Consider the following 21,388-nt stretch of genomic DNA (forward strand, 5'->3'; position numbering starts at 1 on the left):
CCAATGCAGCACCGAAACTTAACCCAGGCTTGCACGCGCGTCGTCGCCGGGATGTTCATTGGCGTACTGATGGCAGCAGCTCCCGGCGCGTTCGCCGACGAAGTAAGCAGTTTGAATCAGAATGCTTCATTTTCGACCCAGGACGGGTCGAATCCGTTGTCCATCTCCACTTCGCAAAATTCCAGCGCTGCGGCCGATACCGGCGGCAGCGCGCGTTCGTTTTTGTCCGGCATGGCCGGTAAAGCGGGCGACGTGGTGGTTGGCGCACTCAACATGATTGGCGTGCGCTACCGCTGGGGCGGCAACACGCCGGACTCGGGCCTCGATTGCAGCGGCTTCGTCCGTTACGTCTTCCAGGACACGCTCGGCATGGCGCTGCCGCGTCGTGCTGAAGAAATGAGCCGGGTCGGCGAAAAGGTCAGCATGAGCAACCTGAAGCCGGGCGACCTGGTGTTCTTCAACACCATGCGCCGCACCTTCTCGCACGTTGGCATCTATATTGGCGACAACAAGTTCGTGCATTCGCCGTCTACCGGCAGCACGATCCGCGTCGACGACCTGGATGACGGCTACTGGGAAAAGCGCTTCACTGGTGCACGCCGGATCGAAACGTCCTATCAGGGCTCCGAGGATCTGAAGCAGCGTGTCAATGCTGCGATAGGCGCAGGCAACAACTAAGCTTCAAGGTTTGGCCTGTAAAAAGCCTGCTTCACGCGAAGCAGGCTTTTTTTTGTCCTGGGGCTTTGAATGGCTCCAGTGGGGCCGGGTTACACCGCGACGCGACTCGCGGCCAGCTTGCGTTGCAACTCCGGCATGATCTTCGCCGCCGCTTCCTCGCCGGCGAGAATCGCCGCGTTGCGCTGGGAGAAGTCGCTGCCGCTCATGGCCGCCAGATTCGGCCGGATCACCACGTCCGCGTATTTGTCCAGCTCATAGGCCTTGATGGTCTGGCCCATGATGGTGAAGGTTTGCAGCAGCACGTCGAACGAACTCGACGTGAGACCGGCTTCCGGACGCTGCGAGATATCGACCGCAATCACGAAATCCGCGCCCATCTTGCGGGCGAATGACGCCGGCACGGGGCTCACCAGACCGCCGTCCACGTACTCGTGGCCGCCAATCTTCACCGGCTCGAAAATCGACGGCACGCTGCACGAAGCGCGCACGGCGACGCCCGTGTTGCCGCGCTGGAACAGGATCGGCTGGCCGGTATTCAGATCGGTGGCGACCACGCCAAGCGGCTTGGCCATTTTTTCGATCGGGCGATTATTCAGCGTCGTATTCAGGTAGTTCTGCAGCGCGACGCCTTGCAGGAAGCCGCGCGTGCGGAACGGCATGGCCCAGTCGCTGATCGACGCTTCGTCCATGCTGAGCGCCAGCTTGTTGAGCGCAAAACCATTCATCCCCGAGGCATAGAGCGCGGCGACCACGGAACCCGCGCTGGTGCCGGCCACCAGATCGACCTGGATGTTGCGTGCCTCGAGCGCCTTGATCACGCCGATATGCGCGAAGCCGCGCGCCGCGCCGCCGCCCAGCGCGAGACCCACGCGAATTGGACGCTGCGGTTTGTCCAGCGGCGGCACGACCGGTGGCGTGGTGGTCGCCGTGCTGGCCGGCCGTGAGGCGGTGTCCGACTGGCTGCCGGTGGTCGTGCAGGCGGTGAGAACGGCGGAGGCTGCAGCCAGCGAGAAGGCGCGGCGGCTCAGGCGTGAGGTGGGGTGTGTCAACAATTTCTCCAACAACGGCGCGGGTTCCTGCGAAGGTGACCGGGCGGCCGCGAGCAAGCGAACAGGATGGCCGGCGGCGATCTTGTCGCGCCGCGGCAAAGCGCACTGGCGGTGCGCGCACATGATAAATCAAAGGCCGTGCGCGGCGTGGTGCGAGTGAGGAAACGTTACAGATGCATCTTGAAGGCTCGCCGCAGTCCGTGGCGGCACCGCGCACAGCGTCTCGGCGAGACGTTGAAGAGCCGGGGCGTGCAGCCAGGCAAGCGGCCTTCGGCAGGTATAATTCCACCCTCGCATTCTCCATTCGCCTCCATGTCGGGCACCTGCTGCCGCATGGACGCGTTCCGCTGCCGCGCTTGCTGGCGTTTCATCGCCGTGCGCCGGCGCCTGTCTTCCGAGTAACCGTTTATGACCACCTCCGTTCGCACCCGTTTCGCACCGAGCCCTACTGGCTTCATCCATCTCGGCAACATCCGTTCTGCGCTATATCCGTGGGCCTTCGCGCGCAAGATGAAGGGCACTTTCGTGCTGCGGATCGAGGACACCGACGTGGAGCGCTCGACCTCGCAATCGGTCGACGCGATTCTGGAAGGCATGGCGTGGCTAGGTCTCGATTACGACGAAGGCCCGTTCTACCAGATGCAGCGTATGGACCGTTACCGCGAAGTGCTCGCGCAGATGCAGGAGCAGGGGCTGGTGTATCCGTGCTACATGTCGACCGAAGAACTCGACGCGCTGCGCGAACGTCAACGTGAAGCAGGCGAAAAGCCGCGTTACGACGGTACATGGCGCCCGGAGCCCGGCAAGGTGCTGCCGACGCCGCCCGCGGGCGTGGAACCCGTGCTGCGCTTTCGCAATCCGCTCACCGGTGTGGTGGCGTGGGACGACGCCGTGAAGGGCCGTATCGAAATCTCGAACGAAGAGCTGGACGACCTCGTGATTGCGCGTCCGGACGGCACGCCGACCTACAACTTCTGCGTCGTGGTCGACGATCTCGATATGCAGATTACCCACGTGATCCGCGGTGACGATCACGTCAACAACACGCCGCGCCAGATCAATATCCTGCGCGCGCTGGGGGGCGAACCGCCGGTGTACGGGCACTTGCCGACGGTGCTCAACGAGCAGGGCGAGAAGATGAGCAAGCGTCATGGCGCGATGAGCGTGACGGGCTATCGTGATGTGGGTTTTCTGCCGGAAGCGGTGCTCAACTACCTTGCGCGTCTGGGCTGGTCGCACGGCGACGCGGAGATTTTCTCGCGCGACCAGTTTGTGGAATGGTTCGACCTCGAGCATCTCGGCAAGTCGCCGGCTCAGTACGATCATGACAAGCTCACGTGGCTCAACGCGCACTACATCAAGGAAGCGGATAACGCACGTCTGGCTGAGCTCGCACGACCGTTCTTCGCCGAGCTGGGCATCGAGGAGGCTGCGCTCGCGCAGGGTGCGGATCTGGTTGCTGTAGTGGGGCTCCTGAAGGATCGCGCTTCGACGGTCAAGGAGATCGCGGAGAACGCCGCGATGTTCTATCGCATGCCGGCGCCCGAAGCGGAAGCGCTCGCGCAGCATGTGACCGATGCCGTGCGCCCGGCCATCGCCGACCTCGCGGCCGCATTGAGCAGCGCGGAGTGGAACAAGGAAAGCATCTCGGCTGCCTTCAAGGCCACGCTTGGCGCGCACAAGCTGAAGATGCCGCAACTCGCGATGCCGGTGCGTCTGCTGGTGGCGGGCACGACGCACACGCCGTCGATCGACGCGGTGTTGATGCTGTTCGGTCGCGACGTGGTGGTGAGTCGCCTCAAAACAGCGCTTGTCTGAGGCGTCGGAGAGGGATTGCCTGCGGCTCTTAAAAAAAGTCGCATGTAATCACTCAAAGGGTATTTACAAAGCGAGATTTGCTCTCTAAAATCTCGTTTCTGTTCTGCAAGGGGGGTATAGCTCAGCTGGGAGAGCGCTTGCATGGCATGCAAGAGGTCAGCGGTTCGATCCCGCTTACCTCCACCATCAGAGCAGAACGAAGTCTTTCCGATGTCTGGATCTTGTAGCAAAAAAGACTTCACAAGCAGTAACAATGTAGTTAGAATATTGGTCTTCGCTGCTGACGAAACGAATTTAACGTCACTTAGCAGCAAGATAAAGACAGATCTGAAAAGATTATGTCCCCTTCGTCTAGAGGCCTAGGACATCACCCTTTCACGGTGAGTACAGGGGTTCGAATCCCCTAGGGGACGCCAAACATCAGCGTCGCTTTAGTGTTCGAGAGAAAGTAAAGCGGTGCAGCTTGCAGAGAAATAACCGACGCTCGCAAGCCAGGGTGCAAAGACTGGAGTGGTAGTTCAGTCGGTTAGAATACCGGCCTGTCACGCCGGGGGTCGCGGGTTCGAGTCCCGTCCACTCCGCCAGACAAAGCCCGTTCAGATGAACTTGAACGGGCTTTTTCATTAAAGGTGTAAGCCGTACGTTGTCCCCTTCGTCTAGAGGCCTAGGACATCACCCTTTCACGGTGAGTACAGGGGTTCGAATCCCCTAGGGGACGCCAACACATCGGCATCGCTTCTTAAGCAGTATGAGGCGGTGCGGTTTGCGAGAGTAACCAACGCTCGTAAGCTGGTGGTGCAAAAAATCTGGAGCGGTAGTTCAGTTGGTTAGAATACCGGCCTGTCACGCCGGGGGTCGCGGGTTCGAGTCCCGTCCGCTCCGCCAGATACAAATCAGCCGTTGAATCCACGTGGATTCAACGGCTTTTTGTTTTTCTGGCCGTAAACGCGACTGGGTTATTTCCTTTCGTTCGCACGACACTTTTACTCATCCCCGCTGAGCCAGGAAGCGATTGCCGTTGCGTCGAGATGCGTCTGCGTCTTGACGGTTACTGCCTGGTGTTCGCGGTTGCAATAGCAGAGCAACCGAACGAGTATGGACGCAAGGTCGCAACGAGGGCGTGAGATATGTCGGAAGCGCACACCATGCTTAAGGATGAAATGGCAGGACCTGTCGCGGTCGATCTGGCCGAGTCGGTATCCATCGATCCGCAAACCCTGCGTCACTGGTTGGGCGTCGATGCCTACGCCTGCCGGCGAATCGATTTCGCGCTCAGGATCACCAGCTATCTCGACTGCCACGACGCCTTGATGGTGGGCTGCGGTCAAAACCTCGGCTATGTAGACGATTCCCCGCAACGGCGGCCGGATCTGCGCGCTTTCGGCGGCGAGTTGTACGGATCGCCGGAGTTTGCGGGGCGCCGGTATGTGCGCTCCAGTCAGGTGCTCGCGGAGCACTCGCTGGATACCTTGACGGTTATCGACACCTGCGACCACCTCACCGAAGCTGAAATCCACGATCTTTTCGACGAAGCGAACCGGCTATTGAAGCCGCGCGGGCATTTGATTGTGCGAGTCCCCGTTGGATATGGGCGACCGACCGTCTCGCGCAAGCGCGCGGCGGCATCGAGCCCTACCACAGAACAGGGCGTGAGCGATTCGGGGCGAGTGGCCAGGTTATCCCGCGCCACCCACGGCGTGCGTTTCAGATTCAAGACTTTTCACCGCGCGCTTGCCGAGCGTTTTGAGATTGAAAAATCGGTGAATCAACCTTGGCCTTATTTGCCGCGGTGGTGCAATTCCCGCCGCGTCATGCTCTGCCGGAAGCGCGAAACGCAATAACTCCTGTGCGTTGGGTGGACCTGGTTCGGCTGGCCCCCGTGGGCACGCTATCTGCTGCTGCACACACAATCACCTGGTCATCGCTGCTCGTGGATGAATTTCACGCGCGGAGAGGCTACAGTACGGATGTTGCGCAATTGTCAAAACGCAATCTGTCGTGATGTCATAGACGGGTTCGGAGAATATTGCCATGGCCAAGCATGCCGGACCACCGGAACCGGGGGCGGATGATCCTGCGGAGCGCTCCGTGGACAACCTCCCAGGTCGGAGTTTCAGTCAGGACTTCGAGGACGAGGCTTATCCTGCGTCTGCCTTGCCGCCTGCGCGGTTTGGTCGTCTGGCGCTCTGGATCGCTTCGGCGAGTGCGCTGACTGTCGGCGTCATGGCGACGCTCGCGTATGGCGTCTGGTTCGACCAGGATCAACGTGCCTATGTAAAAGCCATGACCGTGGCGCAACAGACGCTTTCGTCCGGCGTAGCGGCCGTGCCGCGGCAACAGACACGCTTGTCAGGCGCAGCGATCGTGCCGGACCAACGGAGCGCCTCGATCAATGCAGCGCTTGTGCCAGCCCCACAGAGTGCGTCAATCAACGCGGCGGTGGTGCCGGATCAGCAGAGCGCCTCAATCAACGCGCCGGTCGTGTCACAGCAACCAACGCTTTCGTCGGGCAAAGCGGTCGTGTCGGACCAACAGGGCGCCTCGCTCAACGCACTGGCCGTACCGCAACAACAGACGCTCTCGTCCGGTGAAGCCGTTACCTCGGACCAACAAACTCCCTCACTCGACGCAGCCGCCGTCGTGCCTGAACCCCAGGCGGTCCCGGCGAACACCGCCACCTTGCGAGAACAGCAGACCGCATGGACCGGCCATGTGGCGCCAGCCTCGCCGCCGCTTGCACCTGCAACGACGCTCGCCGCTGCCGATCTGACCACATCGGCGTCCAGTGCACAGCCCGCGCCAATCGAGGCTGTCGCATCGGACTCGTTCGCGCCCCGTTCGAATCCCGGAAAATGCGCTACCCCGAGTTGCGGCATGAAGCCGGTTCGCCATCGCCCGACACCGCGCACGAAGCCGGACAACGGCCTGCTCGCGCGCATGGAATCGTTGTTTCATCGCGCGAACTACGGGCAGCGTGGCAACGGCAGCCAGCGAGATCTCTACGACCACTCCTGAACGGCAGCGTCCGGCACAGGCCGTGCGCAAACCGGCCTTCACGGTGCGTTTCGGCTGGGGACCGGCCGCGCTGGCTGGTGCCGGACTGTTATGTCTGCTCGCCGGATTGCTGGTCCTCGCGTTGCAGATCAAGGCAATCTTCTCGGACCAGTTGAAGCAGGAATATACGGGGCTGGTGCTCGACGCGATCGGTCGTGCGGAAAGCGCCCGCGATCTGGCGAGCGCCCACCAGCCGCTCACCGGAGATAGCGAGGCAGAGCCGCAGGATTACCGGAATGCCCGCGCCAGTCTTGCGGCACGCCTCGCGTCCGTCGCCGCGCTGGTGAACGAGGATCCGGCAGGCACGCCGCATATTCCTCAGCGGACCCTGTCTCCCGACGTCAGTTTCGAGGAAACCGACGCGTTGCTGCGCTCGGAATCGGCCTATTGGCGAGGGCGACGCGATCTCGTCAGTGCCGATCTGCGCAACCGGATCGGGCAGGTCGCGAAGACGCTGATGGTTTTGTCGGCGCTCATCTTCAGCGCGCTGGTCACGGCGCTCGGCATGTATGCGAAGCGCACGCGCCAGTTGACGCGCGATTCACGCCGCTTCGAATTCGCCGCGTTGCACGATCCGCTGACCGGGCTGCCAAACCGGCGTCAGCTGTTTGCAATGCTGGCGCAAAGCCCGCCTGTTGCGAGAGGCGATCCGCTCGCGCATACGCTCGCCGTGCTGTATATCGATCTGGATGGCTTTAAACAGGTCAACGACTCGCTCGGTCACCGCGTTGGCGATGAATTTCTGATCGCCGTCGCGCGGCGCTTTCGCGAGTCGATTCGTCAGGTGGACGTGGTGGCGCGCATCGGTGGTGACGAATTCGCCGTGCTGGTGCGCGGCTCGTCCACCGATGCCGAGCTCAGCGCAATTGCCGCGCGTCTGATCGCCTGCGTCGCCGACACGGGCGAGCAGATGCGGATCGGCTGCGTGAGCGCCAGCATTGGAATCGCCTGCTTTCCGCAACCGGTCGGGGACTACCGGCGCCTGCTCGCCGCGGCGGACGAAACCATGTACCGGGTCAAACGTAGCGGCAAGAACGGCTACGCGTTCTCGACCCCCGTCGAGCAATCGTAAGCCGCTTCGCTGCGCAGCATTATTGTTCTCACGAATGTGTCCGTACCGTTATAGCGCCACGCGGCGCGATGCCCGGGCGGAAACATAATGTTTCCGCATGAATTTGACCGCTCCCAGCGGTTTTGCCGCCTAGACTGATTAGGGTCATTCAGCTTCGAAGCGGAAGGGTCCTCTTTCGACCTCGCGGCCAGCAGCACGTTGACCATGCAACCCCGGATGCACCGTAGATGAACTGTCGTTGACGATCCCCATTGCTTTTGAGGAGATTTGCCATGTCGAAGATATCGACGACCGAGGCGGCCACAACGCTCATCGAAACCGCGCGTTCGGGTTACGAATTGCTGGCCGACCCGCTGCTGAACAAGGGCACCGCGTTCTCCGAGTCGGAGCGCGACACCTTCGATCTGCATGGGCTTCTGCCGCCCAACATCGGCACGCTCGAGGAACAGGTGTCGCGCCGACTCCAGGTGCTGCGCAGCTTTGCGACGGATCTCGAACGCTACGCTTTTCTGCGCGATCTGCAGGACACCAACGAGACGCTGTTCTTCGCCTTGCTCGTACAGAATCTCGAGGAGTTGCTGCCGGTGGTCTATACGCCGACGGTGGGTGCCGGCTGCCAGCAGTTCAGCCGCCTGTTTCGCAAGCCGCGTGGTCTGTTTCTGAGCCTGCCGCACGAGAACCGCATTGAGGCGATCCTCGCGCACCCGTGCTTCGACAAGGTGGAGGCCATCGTGGTGACGGACGGCGAGCGCATCCTCGGGCTGGGCGATCAGGGCGCGGGCGGCATGGGTATTCCAATCGGCAAGCTGGCGCTCTACACGGGCTGCGGCGGCCTGCATCCCGCGACCACACTGCCGATCATGCTCGACGTCGGCACCGACAATCCGGATTGTCTGAGCGATCCGCTTTATATCGGCTGGCGTCATGAGCGGGTTCGCGGCGAGGAATACGACGCCTTTATCGAAACCTTCGTGACCGCCGTGGCGAAACGTTGGCCGCACGTGTTGCTGCAGTGGGAGGATTTCGCCAAGAACAACGCGACGCGTATGCTTGAACGCTATCGCGACCGTTTGTGTACCTTCAATGACGATGTGCAGGGCACGGCCGCGGTGGCGACCGGCACGCTGCTGTCGGCGATCAATGTCACGGGCGTGCCGCTCACGGAGCAGCGTATTGCCGTGATGGGCGCGGGTTCGGCCGGCTGCGGGATTGCGAGCCTGATCCGCAAGGCGATGACCGATGCGGGCCTCGCCGACAGCGAAGCAGGCAAGCGCTTTTTCATGGTCGACCGCGATGGTTTGCTGGTGGACGGCATGGACGGCATCGCGTCGTTTCAGCAGCCGTTCCTGCAGGACAAGGCGGTCACCGCCAACTGGACGCTCGATCATCCGGACCGGGTCGCGCTGCTCGACGTCGTCCGCAATGCGAAACCCACGGTCCTGATTGGCGTGTCGGGGCAGGCCGGTGCCTTCTCCGAGCCGGTGGTGCGTGAGATGGCCGCCCATAATGCGCGTCCGGTGATTTTCCCGCTCTCCAATCCCACCTCGCGCGCTGAAGCCACGCCGGCCGACCTGGAAACGTGGAGCGAGGGCAGGGCGGTGATCGGCACGGGTAGCCCGTTTCCGCCGCTCGAGCGCAACGGCGCGAAGTTCAAGGTCGACCAGACCAATAACTCCTACATTTTCCCAGGCGTGGGTCTCGGCGCGATCGCAGTCAGGGCGTCGCGGGTCACCGACGCGATGTTCATGGCGGCCGCGAAAGCGCTCGCGGCGGCGTCGCCGGCGCGCAGCGATCCCACCAGGAATCTGCTGCCGCCGGTCACTTCGTTGCGGGACGTGTCGGTGACGGTGGCCCTCGCGGTGGCGCTGCAGGCGCACAAGGAAGGTCTGACCAAAGGGGTGAATACCGACCAGATCGAAGGTCTGATTCGCAGCAAGGTCTGGACGCCGCACTACGTGTCCTATCAGCGGGTCAAGGGTGGCGCGGGCCAGGCTGCAGCACGGGAGCCGATGCAGCAGCCTGGAGGCACGACCGGCTCAAGCTGACCGATCAGGTGGGCCCGCGCACGGGCCCATCATGCCGACTCATAAGAAGAAGCGGGAGTCTCGCCGTGGTCAACACTATCCTCAATGGGCTGATGCCGGTCGCGTTCGTCATCCTGCTCGGCTGGCTATCGGCCCGCATCGGCCTGCTCAAGCACGACGATGCCGATGTGCTGGCGACACTGGTGATCCGTTTCGCGCTGCCTTTCGCGCTGTTTGAAGGCGCGGTCAAGACCTCGCCGGACAAGCTGCACAATGTGGGTTTCGCGCTGACCCTGACGCTCGGGCTGATGGGCACCTACCTGATCGCGCTGGCGATTGGCCGTTTCGCGTTCCGCCATGATCTGCGCACCGCCACCATGCAGGCGCTGGTGTGTGCCTTTCCCGATATGGCGTACTTTGGCGCGCCGATTCTCGCCGCGGTCTTCGGACCCGAGGGATTTCTGGCGGTTCTCGTCGGCAATCTCATCACCAGTATTTTCATGTTGCCGCTGACGATCGTGCTGACGAGTATCGGTGGTCCGGACGAACCAGGACATGAGAAGCCGGATGTCTTGCGGATCTTCGGACAGAGCCTCGTCAAGGCGGTGATCAATCCGATCGTGTGGCTGCCAGTTTCTGGCATGGTGCTCAGCTTTGCGCACGTCAAGCTGCCCGAACCGGTGCTCACCTCGGTCGACCTGATGGCAAAGTCCGCGGGCGGTGCCTCGCTGTTCGCGCTCGGATTGATGCTTTACGGCGAGCGCTTCATGATCAACGCCAACGTGCTGACCAACCTGGCGATCAAGAACTTCCTGCAACCGGGGCTCATGGTGCTCGGTGCCGTGCTGTTCGGCGTGGTGGGGGCGCCCGCGCACCAGGCCGTGATTACCGGCGCCGTGCCGACTGCCACCGCGGCCGCGATGTTCGCGCTCAAATCGAAGACGTATACCGCCGATGCGACTGCGACGATCCTGATCAGCACGATACTGGGTATCTTCACTGAAGGACTGCTCGTCGCGTACTTCTTCTGATGACGCGGTGTAGCCCCGCGCCAGGTGCATCGCTGCTTAATTGGCGCTGGCCTGCTTGCTGCCGAACGACACCGTGATGGACGGCGCATATTGCGGCACCGTAATCATCGCGTCGTCGCTGTCATCGCCACCATCTGTCGCGAAGTGGAATTGTGGACGCGGTACCTGGGTTTTCGACGCTTTGACCGTTGTCGTGACCGCGTCATAGCCGGGGTTTTCGCATTTGATCTGCAGGTCCGAATCCGAGCGGCGCACATCAACGCTATCGGGCGCGGTAAGTGACCAGTTTCCCTTGGCATTGGTGAGCACGCATTTCGCACCGGCTACGGGGCCATTGCTGTCCACCGCGGAAATCGACACCGTCTCACGGTCCTTGTTCTCGCCACCCTTGTTTGAACTGGTTGCGCCGTTGACGGTGACGACGTTAGCGGATTGCAAGGCAGATTCATTTACGACTGCGCCGGCGAACGCGCAGATCGAGGGCAGCGAAAAGACTGCAGCTACAACGGCTCTCATGGTTGTATTAATTTTGATGCTCCTTGGGCTCAGGCGGCGGCCCGACCAGGCCGCGGATAGATAGGCCGTCATGCAGGCGGCGGACGGCACTCTACCACGCGAGATTTACGCTTGAAATACCGCGGTCGACAGCGGCACATTGTGGGAAATGGCGCTGCCGAATCAGCCTGTCTTCCGTATGCCGGACCCCGTCTGCTGCATACGCGAAAGTGATGTTCAGACGCCCGTGCGCACGCCGATACGATACTGCGTGACCTGCCGGTATTCTTCGCCGGGCCGTAGCACCACGCGCGCGCGATCGGCCATATTGATCTCGTCCGGAAAGCCGCCTGCCTCGAGACACAGTCCGGCGTATTTCGAATACTTGAGCCCGCCGCGGCCCTGCTCACCTTCGAGGTGATTGCCCGTGTAGAACTGCAGGCCCCATTGATCGGTCAGGACACTCAACTCACGTCCGCTACCAGGTTCGTAGACGCGTGCCACCTCGCGAACGGGCCGCGTGCCCGCTGCGGCATGCGCCGCTTCGGGCAGCACATAGCAATGATCGAATCCCTGCGCGAGCGCGAGTTGCGCATTCGGCCAGTCGAGCCGGGCGCCGAGCGGGGCGCTTTGCCGGAAGTCGAACGCATTGCCGGCCACCTCCGCACGGCGGCAGGGAATCATGCCCGCGTCGACTTCGAAAAACGCTTCGGCGTCGATCGACACCACGTGTCCGCGCACGTCGCTGCCCGGCAGTCCAGTCAGATTGAAATACGGATGACTCGTCAGGTTGAGCGGCGTCGGTGCGTCGGTGATGGCCTCGTAGGCGATCGTCAAGGTGCCGTCGTCGTCGAGCGTATAGCGCACCTGGACGGTGACGTGGCCAGGAAAGCCCGCGTCGCCTTCCGGCGATTCGAGCCGCATCACGAGCGTGCCGTTGTCTTCGGCGGTCTCCCAGTGAAGGCGGTTAAAGCCAACGCTGCCGCCGTGCAGCAGGTTGTTGCCTTCATTGCGATCGAGCGGATACTCGATGCCGTCCAGCGTGAAGCGCGCGCCGGCAATGCGGTTGGCCCAGCGGCCGACGAGGCCGCCCATGTAGGTGGTCGAGGCGAGGTAGTCGGCCGGCGTGTCGTGGCCGAGCAGGATGTCGCCGAGCCTGCCGGCGCGGTCCGGCGCATGCCACGACACCAGCGTGGCGCCGAGGTCGCTGATGCTGACCTTCATGCCATGCGCGTTGCGCAACGTAAAAAGCTGAACCGGGTCGCCACCGGGTGCGGCGCCCCAGGGCTCGGAGGAAAATTGCGCGTGACTGATCATATCGGCAGGAGAGTTAAGGATTCCTAAAGCGCAGCGAGCTTGCGCCAGATTGAGCCGCGCCTAGCCGGGCGTGGCCGTGGACTTCGTGCGTTCCTGATATTCGCGCGGCGTGCAGCCGAGTTCACGGCGAAACACCGCGTACATGTACTGCAAAGACGTAAAGCCGCAGCGGATCGCCACTTCCGCGCTCGCCGCATCGCGCTTCGCCAGCAGCGCTTTGGCTGCATCGAGCTTGTGGCGCAGGATTTCCTGATGCACTGTACATTGCAATTCGCGCCGAAAATATTCTTCCAGCGAAGATCGCGACACGCCCACGTAATCGGCCACCTGTTCGGTGCGAATGCCCTGGCAGGCGTACTGGCGGATAAAGTGCCGCGCGCGCATGACGTACGGGCTTGCAAGCGGCTGATGGCGGGTCGATTCGAGCACGTTGATACCGACCGGTGGAACGCGGATACGGCGCCCCGGAAAGCGCGCGCCATGCAGCATCTGATGCAGCAAATGCGCGGCGGTACGGCCCATTTCCTCAGTGCCCTGAATCACGGATGAAATGGGAATGCGGGTGAGGGTGCGCGTCAACGGATCGTTGTCGATGCCGATGATCGACACCTGCTCGGGTACGGCAATCCCGGCGATCAGACAGGCCTGCAGCAGATGTCGCGCGCGTGCGTCCGTGACCGCAATGATGCCGACGGGTTTGGGCAGCTTTTCGAGCCAGCCGGTGAGCTGTTCGGTGGCCTGATTCCAGGCGGGTGCGCTGGTGGACAGGCCGCGGTAGATTTCCGTGTCGATTTCCTCGCCGCTGCGACCCTCGGCGGCACGCAGACCGGCAAAGGCCAGTTCGCGCTGCTGGGCCCAGCGATTCTCCGGCGCCTGCGGCAGGCTATACAGCGCGAAGTGCGGTAAACCCGCACCGATCAGGTGGGTGTACGCGAGCGAGACCAGCTTGGCGTTGTCCGTGGCGATATACGGCAGATCGGGCGGGTAGTGGCTCTCGTCCTCGTACGACGAGCCCACCGCCACGACCGGCAGCGGACAACCACGCAATGCTTCGCACACCGCAGGGTCGTCGAAGTCGGCGATGATGCCGTCGCCGTCGAAGCGTTCGATGCCGGTCAGCCGGCAGCGGAAATCCTCTTCGAGAAACAGGTCCCACGCGACGCGGGTCGAGAGCAGGTAATTACCTATGCCGGTGATGATCTCGCGGTCATACACCTTGTTCGCGTTGAACAGCAGCGCGATCCGATGCGGCGTCTGCGGCGTCTGGGGTCGGGTCATACGATGGATGGCGCGCAGCCGTGCAGGCCGGCGGGCCATTGTCTCCGGTAGGGTGCAGCGTCGCACCGGTTTTAAGTGTCTGGTTATTTTAGGCTGGGATTGCGCCGCGTGCTCGCCGGATCGACGCAGGCGGTGAGAAACATTAGTTGGGCTGCGCAATTTCGCAATTGCCGGCACAGGCTGTGCGCTGGCAGCATGGCGTCACCTTGTCGAACCCGGTGCGGCGACGCTGTGCGGGTTGCACTGCAACATAACATGGAGACGCTGATGTCCTACTTCGAACACATCCCCGCGATTCGCTTTGAAGGCCCGCAATCGGATAACCCGCTGGCCTTTCATCATTACGACCGCACGAAGCGGGTGCTTGGCAAGACGCTCGAAGAGCATCTGCGCATTGCCGTGTGCTATTGGCACACCTTTGTCTGGCCGGGCGTCGACATTTTCGGTCAAGGGACGTTTCATCGCCCGTGGCAGCAGCCGGGCGACTCGATGGAGCGTGCGCATCAAAAGGCCGACGCCGCTTTCGAGTTTTTCTCGAAGCTAGGCACCCCTTACTATACGTTCCACGATACCGATGTCGCCCCTGAGGGCGACAACCTGAAGTCGTACAGCGAGAACTTCGCCCGTATCAGCGACTACCTGGCGCGCAAGCAGCAGGATAGCGGCGTCAAGCTCCTGTGGGGCACGGCGAACCTGTTCTCGCATCCGCGCTATGCAGGTGGGGCGGCAACCAGTCCGGACCCCGAAGTATTTGCGTTTGCGGCCACCCAGGTGCGTCATGCGCTCGACGCGACGCACCGCCTCGGTGGCGAAAACTACGTGCTGTGGGGCGGCCGCGAAGGCTACGACACGCTGCTCAATACCGACCTGGTACGCGAACGCGAACAGTTCGCGCGTTTTCTCAGCATGGTGGTCGAGCATGCGCACAAGATCGGCTTCAAGGGTACGCTGCTGATCGAGCCCAAGCCGCAGGAACCGACCAAGCATCAATACGATTACGACGTCTCGACCGTACACGGTTTTCTCACGCAATACGGCCTGCAAAACGACATCCGCGTCAATATCGAAGCCAATCACGCGACGCTGGCGGGGCACTCGTTCCATCACGAAATCGCCACGGCGTTTGCGCTCGGCATCTTCGGCAGCGTCGACGCGAATCGCGGCGATCCGCAAAACGGGTGGGACACCGACCAGTTTCCGAATAGCGTCGAAGAACTGACACTCGCCTTCTACGAAATCCTCAAGCACGGCGGCTTTACGACCGGCGGCATGAACTTCGACTCGAAAGTGCGGCGCCAGAGCATCGATGCCGAGGATCTGTTTTACGGCCACATCGGCGCGATCGATAACCTCGCGCTGGCGGTCGAACGCGCGGCCGTGCTGGTTGAAAACGACCGCCTCGAACAGTTCAAACGTCAGCGTTACGCGGGCTGGGAGACGGACTTCGGCCGCAAGATTCTTTCCGGCGGCTTTTCGCTCTCGACGCTCGCCAGCGACGCGCTCGACCGCGGCCTGAATCCGCAGCATGCGAGCGGTCAGCAGGAACGACTCGAAGGCGTGGTGAATCAGGCCATCTACGGCCTGCGCTGAGCCACTGCGGGCACACCTTGCTGGCGTCGATACGCGCCGGCAAGGTGCGAAAAAACATTAGTACGACTCGCCAGTTTCGCAATTGCATCCCGGCGGGCGAAGCGCACACTTGCGCAAAAACGAGGATGGAGACATGTTCATCGGTATCGACCTCGGCACCTCGGGCGTCAAGGCTGTGCTGCTCGACCGCGATGGCCGCGTGCGCTGCACGGCAACGCATGCGCTCACGGTCAGCCGGCCACACCCGCGCTGGTCCGAACAGGCGCCACATGACTGGTGGCAAGCGACCCGAGCGGCAGTGGCCAACCTGCTGGGCGAAGCCCGCACCGCGGGCATCGCCGCTACGCAGATCGAAGCACTCGGCCTGACCGGCCAGATGCATGGCGCGACGCTGCTCGACGCGCAAGGCGAGGTCTTGCGGCCGGCGATTCTCTGGAACGACGGGCGCTCGGACACCGAATGCCGCGAACTGGAAGCGGCGGTGCCGCAACTGCGCGAGCTCGCGGGCAACATGGCCATGCCGGGCTTTACCGCGCCCAAACTGCTGTGGGTGCGCAAGCACGAACCGGAGGTCTTTGCGCGCATCGCTCATGTGCTGTTGCCGAAAGATTATCTGCGCTATCTGCTGACCGGCGGTTTCGCCACGGATCCCTCGGATGCGGCCGGCACGCTCTGGCTCGACGTGGCGCAACGCGACTACAGCGGCACCTTGCTGGCGGCCTGCGGCTTGTCACGCGAGCAGATGCCGGCGGTTTTCGAAGGTAATCGCATTACGGGCACACTTAAACCAGAGCTGGCGCGTGAATGGAGCCTGCGCCAGATTCCCGTGATTGCCGGCGGCGGCGACAACGCGGCGGGCGCCGTGGGTGTGGGCATCGTCAAGCCGAAGCAGGCGATGCTCTCGCTCGGTACCTCCGGCGTGTATTTCGCGGTCTCGGATGGCTTTCTCGCGAACCCTGCGTCCGCGGTGCATAGCTTCTGCCATGCGTTGCCGCAGACGTGGCATCTGATGTCCGTGATGCTCAATGCGGCGGGCTGCATCGATTTCACCGCGCAACTCACGGGCTATGCGGATGTCGCCGCGCTACTCGCCGATGCGCAGGCAGAGGCACGGGATCGCCGGCCGTGGTTCTTGCCGTATCTTTCAGGCGAGCGCACGCCGCACAACAACGTCAATGCGAAGGGCGTGTTTTACGGCCTGACGTCGCAAACGAATCGCGCCGATATGGCCAACGCCACGCTCGAAGGCGTGGGCTTCTGCCTGCTCGACGGCATGGACGCGTTGCACGCGGCGGGCCTCGTCCCCGATGAGATTTCCGTGATCGGCGGCGGCTCGCGCAGCGCCTACTGGACCCAGATGCTGGCGGACATCGCCGGCCGGCCGCTCACTTTGCGCGCGGGCGGTGAAGTCGGACCGGCATTGGGTGCGGCCCGGCTCGCGCATCTCGCGCTGGAACCGGATGTGCCGCTCGACGCGATCTGTCCGACGCCGGAGATTCTCGCGGTGCGTGAGCCCGATATGACGCGTCACGCGTGGTACAGCAGTGAGCGACGCCCGACCTTTCAGGCGCTGTATCGGGCACTCGAACCGGCGTTTGCCGCGGATGCAGACGCGTGAAGCATGATACGTGGCGCCCGGCGCCTGGCGGAAAAGTCAGGCGCGCGCATCGCCAATGTAAGGGATGCACGGAATGCAGGGGAAAGCACTCCGCAGATGCCGTGGTGCAATAGACAGATTGCATAGGAATACAGATAAATAGCATAGCGCGGCCGTTCTGGCCGCGCCGCAACAGGGGTAGTCCATCGTTGTCGTGTATCGGCCGCGCGCTTTGCCGCGCCGGCTGCTAATCCGGTATTGCCGGCTATAACAGAAGAGGAGTGAGACATGAAATTCGCAACGCGTCGTTCCGTCCTGAGTTCGCTCGTGTGTGGAGCGGTGCTCGCCAGCCTGTCGCTCGCCGCGCCGCTTGCGCACGCGAGCAAGGATCATCCGGAAATCGGTTTCTGTATCGACGACCTGCGCGTCGAACGCTGGTCGCGCGATCGCGACTACTTCGTGGCCGCAGCGGAAAAGCTCGGCGCCAAGGTGTCCGTGCAGTCGGCCGATGCCAGCGAAGAGCGGCAGATTTCGCAGATCGAAAACCTGATTTCGCGCGGCGTCGATGTGATCGTGATCGTGCCGTTCAATTCGAAGACGCTCGGCAACGTGGTGGCCGAAGCGCACAAGGCAGGCATCAAGGTCGTGTCGTATGACCGTCTGATTCTCGATGCCGATATCGACGGCTACATTTCGTTCGACAACGAAAAGGTCGGCGAACTGCAGGCGCAAGGCGTCTATAACGCGCAACCGAAGGGCAACTACTTCCTGCTGGGCGGCGCGCCGACCGACAACAACGCGAAGATGCTGCGTGAAGGCCAGTTGAAGGTGCTGCAGCCGGCTATCGACAAGGGCGACATCAAGGTGGTCGGTCAGCAGTGGGTGCCGGAGTGGAGCGCATCGACGGCGCTGCGCATCATGGAAGACGCGTTGACCGCGAACAATAACAAGATCGACGCAGTCGTGGCGTCGAACGACGGCACCGCAGGCGGCGCGATTCAGGCGCTGGCGGCCCAGCATATGGCCGGCAAGGTACCAATCTCGGGTCAGGACGCCGATCTCGCCGCAGTCAAGCGTGTGGTGGCCGGCACGCAAACCATGACGGTCTACAAGCCGCTCAAGCTGATCGCCGGGGAAGCGGCCAAGCTCTCCGTGGCACTGGCGAAGGGCGAGAAGCCGGCCTTCAACGCGCAGTACGACAACGGCAAGAAGAAGGTCGATACGGTCCTGCTGCAACCGACGCTCCTCACCAAGAGCAACGTGGATGTTGTCGTGAAGGATGGGTTCTACACCCAGGCCCAGCTCGCGAGCCAATAAGCGGAAGTTTCACGCGGCGGCAGGCTCCTGCGCGGTGCGCAGAGCCGCGCCGCCGCGTTCCTTGCAGCGAGGCAAAAGCGAATGACGCAACCTTTACTGGCGATGCATCACATCGTCAAGGCGTTTTCCGGCGTAAAAGCACTCGACGGCATCGACCTGACGGTCTCGCCCGGCGAGTGTGTCGGCTTGTGCGGCGAGAACGGCGCCGGCAAATCGACGCTGATGAAAGTGCTGTCCGGGGTCTATCCGTACGGCACGTGGGATGGCGAAATCCTCTGGGAAGGCAAACCCCTGAAGGCGCTGAACGTGCGCGACACGGAGCACGCCGGCATCGTCATCATCCACCAGGAATTGATGCTGGTGCCGGAATTGTCGGTGGCCGAAAACATTTTTCTCGGCAACGAAATCACCCGGTCCGGCGGCCGCATGAATTACGCGGCGATGTTCCAGCGCGCGGACGAACTGCTGCGCGAACTCGGTATTGAAGGGATCAACGTCGCGCAGCCGGTGATGAACTACGGCGGCGGCCATCAGCAACTGATCGAGATTGCCAAGGCGTTGAACAAGCGCGCGAAGCTGCTGATTCTGGATGAACCGTCGTCCTCGCTCACCAGCTCGGAGACGCAGATCCTCCTCAATATCGTGCGCGATCTGAAGCGGCGCGGCGTGGCGTGCGTGTATATCTCGCACAAGCTCGACGAGGTCGAAGCGGTGTGCGACACGATCACGGTGATTCGCGACGGCCGGCATGTCGCGACCGAGCCGATGCACGCGCTGAGCACCGACCGCATCATCTCGCTGATGGTGGGCCGCGAGATCACCAATCTGTTTCCGCGCGAGCCGCGTCCACTGGGCGACGTCATCTTCGAGGTGCGTCACGTGACCTGCTTCGACGTCACCAATCCGCGCCGCAAACGTGTCGACGATGTGTCGTTCACCTTAAGACGCGGCGAAATACTCGGCGTGGCCGGACTCGTGGGAGCCGGGCGCACTGAGCTGATGCAGGCGATTTTCGGCGCCTATCCGGGCGTGTGCGAAGCGAGCGTGCTGCTCGAAGGCAAGCCGCTGAAAATCCGCGGACCGGCCGACGCGATTCGCGCCGGTATCGGCATGGTGCCGGAGGATCGCAAACGGCACGGCATCGTGCCGCATCTGAGTGTCGGCCATAACATCACGCTGTCGGTGCTGCAGCGCTTTGCCAAAGGCGCGCGCATCGATTCCGCCGCGGAACTCGATACGATTCACACCGAAATGAAGCGGCTCTCCGTGCGCGCGGCGCATCCCATGCTGTCGATTGCGAGCCTGTCAGGCGGCAATCAGCAGAAGGCGGTGCTCACGCGCATGCTGCTGACCGACCCGAAGGTGCTGATCCTCGACGAGCCGACTCGCGGCGTCGACGTCGGCGCCAAATACGAAATCTACAAACTGATCGTTCAACTGGCGCAGCGCGGCATGTCGATCGTGATGGTGTCGTCCGAAATGCCCGAAGTGCTCGGCATCAGCGATCGCGTGCTGGTGATCGGCGAAGGCGAATTGCGCGGCGACTTCATCAACGACGGCCTGACGCAGGAGGACGTCCTGACGGCCGCGATCCGCCCCGCGCAGCGATCAACGAACCTAACCGGAGCGAGCGCAGCATGACTCCCGACGTCACTTCCCAAAGCGCCAAAGATGCCGCGCCGCACGGCTCGTTTGGCGGCACGCGGCGCCTGCAGCAACTGTTCGCGCGCTACAAGATTCTCGCGCTGCTGATCGCGGTCGCGGTCATCTGGATCTTCTTCTCGTGCCTCACCAGCGGCGCGTTCATCACGCCGCGCAACCTGTCGAACCTGCTGCGGCAGATGTCGATCACCGGCATGCTCGCGTGCGGCATGGTGTTCGTCATCATCGCGGGCGAAATCGATCTGTCGGTTGGCTCGCTGCTCGGCTTGCTCGGTGGCGTGGCGGCGATTCTCGACGTCAACCGGCACTGGCCGATCGGCGTCACGGTGCCGGTGGTGATGCTGCTCGGGGTGCTGGTGGGCCTCTTCAACGGCTGGTGGTCGACGTACCGCCGGGTGCCGTCGTTCATCGTCGGGCTCGGCGGCATGCTGGCCTATCGCGGCATTCTGCTCGGCGTGACGGGCGGTTCGACCATCGCACCGGTATCCGACAATTTTGTGTTCGTCGGCCAGGGCTACTTGCCGCAGTTCGCAGGCAACACGCTCGCGGTGGTGCTGTTCGCCCTGCTGGCGGTGCTGACCGTGCGGCAGCGGCGCAACCGGCAACGCTATCAGCTGACGGTAGTGCCGGTCTGGCAGGAGGCGGCGAAGATCGTCGGCGCGGGTGTGATCCTGTTCGGCTTCGTCGCGACGCTGGACCGTTACGGCGGCATTCCGGTGCCAGTGCTGTTGCTGCTCGCCTTGCTCGGGATCTTCACGTGGATTGCGACGCAAACTGTGTTCGGCCGCCGCATTTACGCGGTCGGTTCGAACCTCGAGGCGACGCGTCTGTCCGGCGTCAATACGAACCGCGTGAAGCTGGCGATTTTCGCGCTGATGGGCTTGATGTGCGCGTTCGGCGGCATCGTCAATACGGCGCGGCTGGCGGCAGGGTCGCCCTCGGCCGGCTCGATGGGTGAGCTCGATGCGATTGCGGCGTGTTTTATCGGCGGCACCTCGATGCGCGGCGGTTCCGGTACCGTGTATGGCGCATTGATCGGTGCGCTGGTGATGGCGAGTCTCGACAACGGCATGTCGATGCTCGACGTGGATGCGTACTGGCAGATGATCGTCAAGGGCAGCATCCTCGTGCTGGCGGTGTGGATCGATGTGGTGTCGGGCTCGAACCGGCGTTGAGACTCCGATAAGTCCGCGAAGGGAGACGGCGGCAGCAGGCACGCTTTGGCGGACCTGCTGCCGCCGTTCTTCGTGGCGCAACAGTCACCTTGATTGGTGAGCGAAGTTGAAAGGTTGACTGTAAGGAGAACGTTATATTGGGCGGCGGTCCGTTGTGCGTCCCGATGGGCATGCAGGCGGCAGTTTGCGCTGTGCGTGCATTTTTCGCCTTATTTCATGCGTTCGCAGCCG

At 62.6% G+C, this 21,388-nt stretch carries 16 protein-coding genes and 5 tRNA genes; 17 read left to right on the plus strand and 4 right to left on the minus strand.

What is annotated here, in order from left to right:
- Positions 1 to 3: 3 nt before the first annotated feature.
- Positions 4 to 678, plus strand: a complete 675-nt coding sequence (locus P3T43_RS00530; RefSeq protein WP_429279080.1) for a C40 family peptidase — start codon at positions 4 to 6, stop codon at positions 676 to 678.
- A gap of 89 nt (positions 679 to 767) precedes the next feature.
- Here P3T43_RS00530 and P3T43_RS00535 read toward each other — a convergent pair whose 3' ends face one another.
- The gene (locus P3T43_RS00535) at positions 768 to 1,850 is read right to left on the minus strand and encodes a patatin-like phospholipase family protein (protein WP_429279081.1); all 1,083 of its coding nucleotides are present in this window, start codon (positions 1,848 to 1,850) and stop codon (positions 768 to 770) included.
- A gap of 285 nt (positions 1,851 to 2,135) precedes the next feature.
- Here P3T43_RS00535 and gltX point away from each other — a divergent pair, with 285 nt between their 5' ends.
- The 11 genes from gltX to P3T43_RS00590 all read left to right on the plus strand — a co-directional run bounded on the left by gltX (position 2,136) and on the right by P3T43_RS00590 (position 10,726).
- A complete protein-coding gene (gene gltX, locus P3T43_RS00540) occupies positions 2,136 to 3,545 on the plus strand; it encodes a glutamate--tRNA ligase (protein ID WP_429279082.1) in 1,410 nt (469 codons plus the stop codon).
- Positions 3,546 to 3,655: 110 nt separating this feature from the next.
- Positions 3,656 to 3,731: transfer RNA gene (locus P3T43_RS00545), tRNA-Ala, on the plus strand.
- A 154-nt stretch (positions 3,732 to 3,885) separates the two neighbouring features.
- A tRNA-Glu gene (locus tag P3T43_RS00550) sits at positions 3,886 to 3,961 on the plus strand.
- A 91-nt stretch (positions 3,962 to 4,052) separates the two neighbouring features.
- A tRNA-Asp gene (locus P3T43_RS00555) sits at positions 4,053 to 4,129 on the plus strand.
- Between the two features lie 61 nt (positions 4,130 to 4,190).
- Positions 4,191 to 4,266 (plus strand) — tRNA-Glu (locus tag P3T43_RS00560).
- An 87-nt stretch (positions 4,267 to 4,353) separates the two neighbouring features.
- Positions 4,354 to 4,430: transfer RNA gene (locus tag P3T43_RS00565), tRNA-Asp, on the plus strand.
- A gap of 260 nt (positions 4,431 to 4,690) precedes the next feature.
- Positions 4,691 to 5,386 carry a hypothetical protein gene (locus P3T43_RS00570; RefSeq protein ID WP_429279083.1) on the plus strand — a complete coding sequence of 232 codons (696 nt, stop codon included), beginning with the start codon at positions 4,691 to 4,693 and terminating at the stop codon, positions 5,384 to 5,386.
- Positions 5,387 to 5,633: 247 nt separating this feature from the next.
- Complete coding sequence (locus P3T43_RS00575; protein WP_429279084.1) at positions 5,634 to 6,560, plus strand: hypothetical protein; 927 nt, start codon at positions 5,634 to 5,636, stop codon at positions 6,558 to 6,560.
- 22 nt (positions 6,561 to 6,582) lie between these two features.
- Complete coding sequence (locus P3T43_RS00580; protein ID WP_429279085.1) at positions 6,583 to 7,671, plus strand: diguanylate cyclase; 1,089 nt, start codon at positions 6,583 to 6,585, stop codon at positions 7,669 to 7,671.
- 272 nt (positions 7,672 to 7,943) lie between these two features.
- Positions 7,944 to 9,716: an NAD-dependent malic enzyme gene (locus P3T43_RS00585; protein WP_429279086.1), complete on the plus strand. Its 1,773-nt coding sequence runs from the start codon at positions 7,944 to 7,946 to the stop codon at positions 9,714 to 9,716.
- 65 nt (positions 9,717 to 9,781) lie between these two features.
- On the plus strand, positions 9,782 to 10,726 hold the full coding sequence (locus tag P3T43_RS00590) for an AEC family transporter (protein WP_429279087.1): 945 nt from the start codon (positions 9,782 to 9,784) through the stop codon (positions 10,724 to 10,726).
- 36 nt (positions 10,727 to 10,762) lie between these two features.
- Here P3T43_RS00590 and P3T43_RS00595 read toward each other — a convergent pair whose 3' ends face one another.
- From P3T43_RS00595 to P3T43_RS00605, 3 genes are all read right to left on the minus strand, one after another.
- Complete coding sequence (locus P3T43_RS00595) at positions 10,763 to 11,314, minus strand: hypothetical protein (protein WP_429279088.1); 552 nt, start codon at positions 11,312 to 11,314, stop codon at positions 10,763 to 10,765.
- A gap of 144 nt (positions 11,315 to 11,458) precedes the next feature.
- Complete coding sequence (locus tag P3T43_RS00600; protein WP_429279089.1) at positions 11,459 to 12,538, minus strand: aldose epimerase family protein; 1,080 nt, start codon at positions 12,536 to 12,538, stop codon at positions 11,459 to 11,461.
- Between the two features lie 60 nt (positions 12,539 to 12,598).
- Complete coding sequence (locus tag P3T43_RS00605; protein WP_429279090.1) at positions 12,599 to 13,816, minus strand: XylR family transcriptional regulator; 1,218 nt, start codon at positions 13,814 to 13,816, stop codon at positions 12,599 to 12,601.
- A 267-nt stretch (positions 13,817 to 14,083) separates the two neighbouring features.
- Here P3T43_RS00605 and xylA point away from each other — a divergent pair, with 267 nt between their 5' ends.
- The 5 genes from xylA (at position 14,084) to P3T43_RS00630 (ending at position 21,157) form a co-directional block, all read left to right on the plus strand.
- The gene (gene xylA, locus P3T43_RS00610) at positions 14,084 to 15,406 is read left to right on the plus strand and encodes a xylose isomerase (protein ID WP_429279091.1); all 1,323 of its coding nucleotides are present in this window, start codon (positions 14,084 to 14,086) and stop codon (positions 15,404 to 15,406) included.
- Between the two features lie 133 nt (positions 15,407 to 15,539).
- The gene (gene xylB, locus P3T43_RS00615) at positions 15,540 to 17,024 is read left to right on the plus strand and encodes a xylulokinase (RefSeq protein ID WP_429279092.1); all 1,485 of its coding nucleotides are present in this window, start codon (positions 15,540 to 15,542) and stop codon (positions 17,022 to 17,024) included.
- A gap of 267 nt (positions 17,025 to 17,291) precedes the next feature.
- Entirely contained in the window at positions 17,292 to 18,320 is a 1,029-nt protein-coding gene (gene xylF, locus P3T43_RS00620) for a D-xylose ABC transporter substrate-binding protein (RefSeq protein ID WP_429279093.1), read from the plus strand.
- A gap of 81 nt (positions 18,321 to 18,401) precedes the next feature.
- Entirely contained in the window at positions 18,402 to 19,961 is a 1,560-nt protein-coding gene (gene xylG / locus P3T43_RS00625; protein WP_429279094.1) for a D-xylose ABC transporter ATP-binding protein, read from the plus strand.
- Positions 19,958 to 21,157, plus strand: a complete 1,200-nt coding sequence (locus P3T43_RS00630) for a sugar ABC transporter permease (protein ID WP_429279095.1) — start codon at positions 19,958 to 19,960, stop codon at positions 21,155 to 21,157. Before xylG ends, P3T43_RS00630 begins: the two co-directional genes overlap by 4 nt.
- Positions 21,158 to 21,388 lie beyond the last annotated feature (231 nt).

Origin of the sequence: Paraburkholderia sp. GAS41 (assembly GCF_050436545.1) — a bacterium.
In the GTDB taxonomy this organism is placed as follows: Bacteria; Pseudomonadota; Gammaproteobacteria; order Burkholderiales; family Burkholderiaceae; genus Paraburkholderia.

Bases quoted from the DNA above. Each gene is read 5' to 3' on its own strand.
- P3T43_RS00530 (WP_429279080.1), top strand. From the start codon at position 4: ATGCAGCACCGAAACTTAACCCAGGCTTGCACGCGCGTCGTCGCCGGG.
- P3T43_RS00535 (WP_429279081.1), bottom strand. From the start codon at position 1,850: ATGTGCGCGCACCGCCAGTGCGCTTTGCCGCGGCGCGACAAGATCGCC.
- gltX (WP_429279082.1), top strand. From the start codon at position 2,136: ATGACCACCTCCGTTCGCACCCGTTTCGCACCGAGCCCTACTGGCTTC.
- P3T43_RS00570 (WP_429279083.1), top strand. From the start codon at position 4,691: ATGCTTAAGGATGAAATGGCAGGACCTGTCGCGGTCGATCTGGCCGAG.
- P3T43_RS00585 (WP_429279086.1), top strand. From the start codon at position 7,944: ATGTCGAAGATATCGACGACCGAGGCGGCCACAACGCTCATCGAAACC.
- P3T43_RS00595 (WP_429279088.1), bottom strand. From the start codon at position 11,314: ATGACGGCCTATCTATCCGCGGCCTGGTCGGGCCGCCGCCTGAGCCCA.
- P3T43_RS00600 (WP_429279089.1), bottom strand. From the start codon at position 12,538: ATGATCAGTCACGCGCAATTTTCCTCCGAGCCCTGGGGCGCCGCACCC.
- P3T43_RS00605 (WP_429279090.1), bottom strand. From the start codon at position 13,816: ATGACCCGACCCCAGACGCCGCAGACGCCGCATCGGATCGCGCTGCTG.
- xylA (WP_429279091.1), top strand. From the start codon at position 14,084: ATGTCCTACTTCGAACACATCCCCGCGATTCGCTTTGAAGGCCCGCAA.
- xylB (WP_429279092.1), top strand. From the start codon at position 15,540: ATGTTCATCGGTATCGACCTCGGCACCTCGGGCGTCAAGGCTGTGCTG.
- xylF (WP_429279093.1), top strand. From the start codon at position 17,292: ATGAAATTCGCAACGCGTCGTTCCGTCCTGAGTTCGCTCGTGTGTGGA.
- xylG (WP_429279094.1), top strand. From the start codon at position 18,402: ATGACGCAACCTTTACTGGCGATGCATCACATCGTCAAGGCGTTTTCC.
- P3T43_RS00630 (WP_429279095.1), top strand. From the start codon at position 19,958: ATGACTCCCGACGTCACTTCCCAAAGCGCCAAAGATGCCGCGCCGCAC.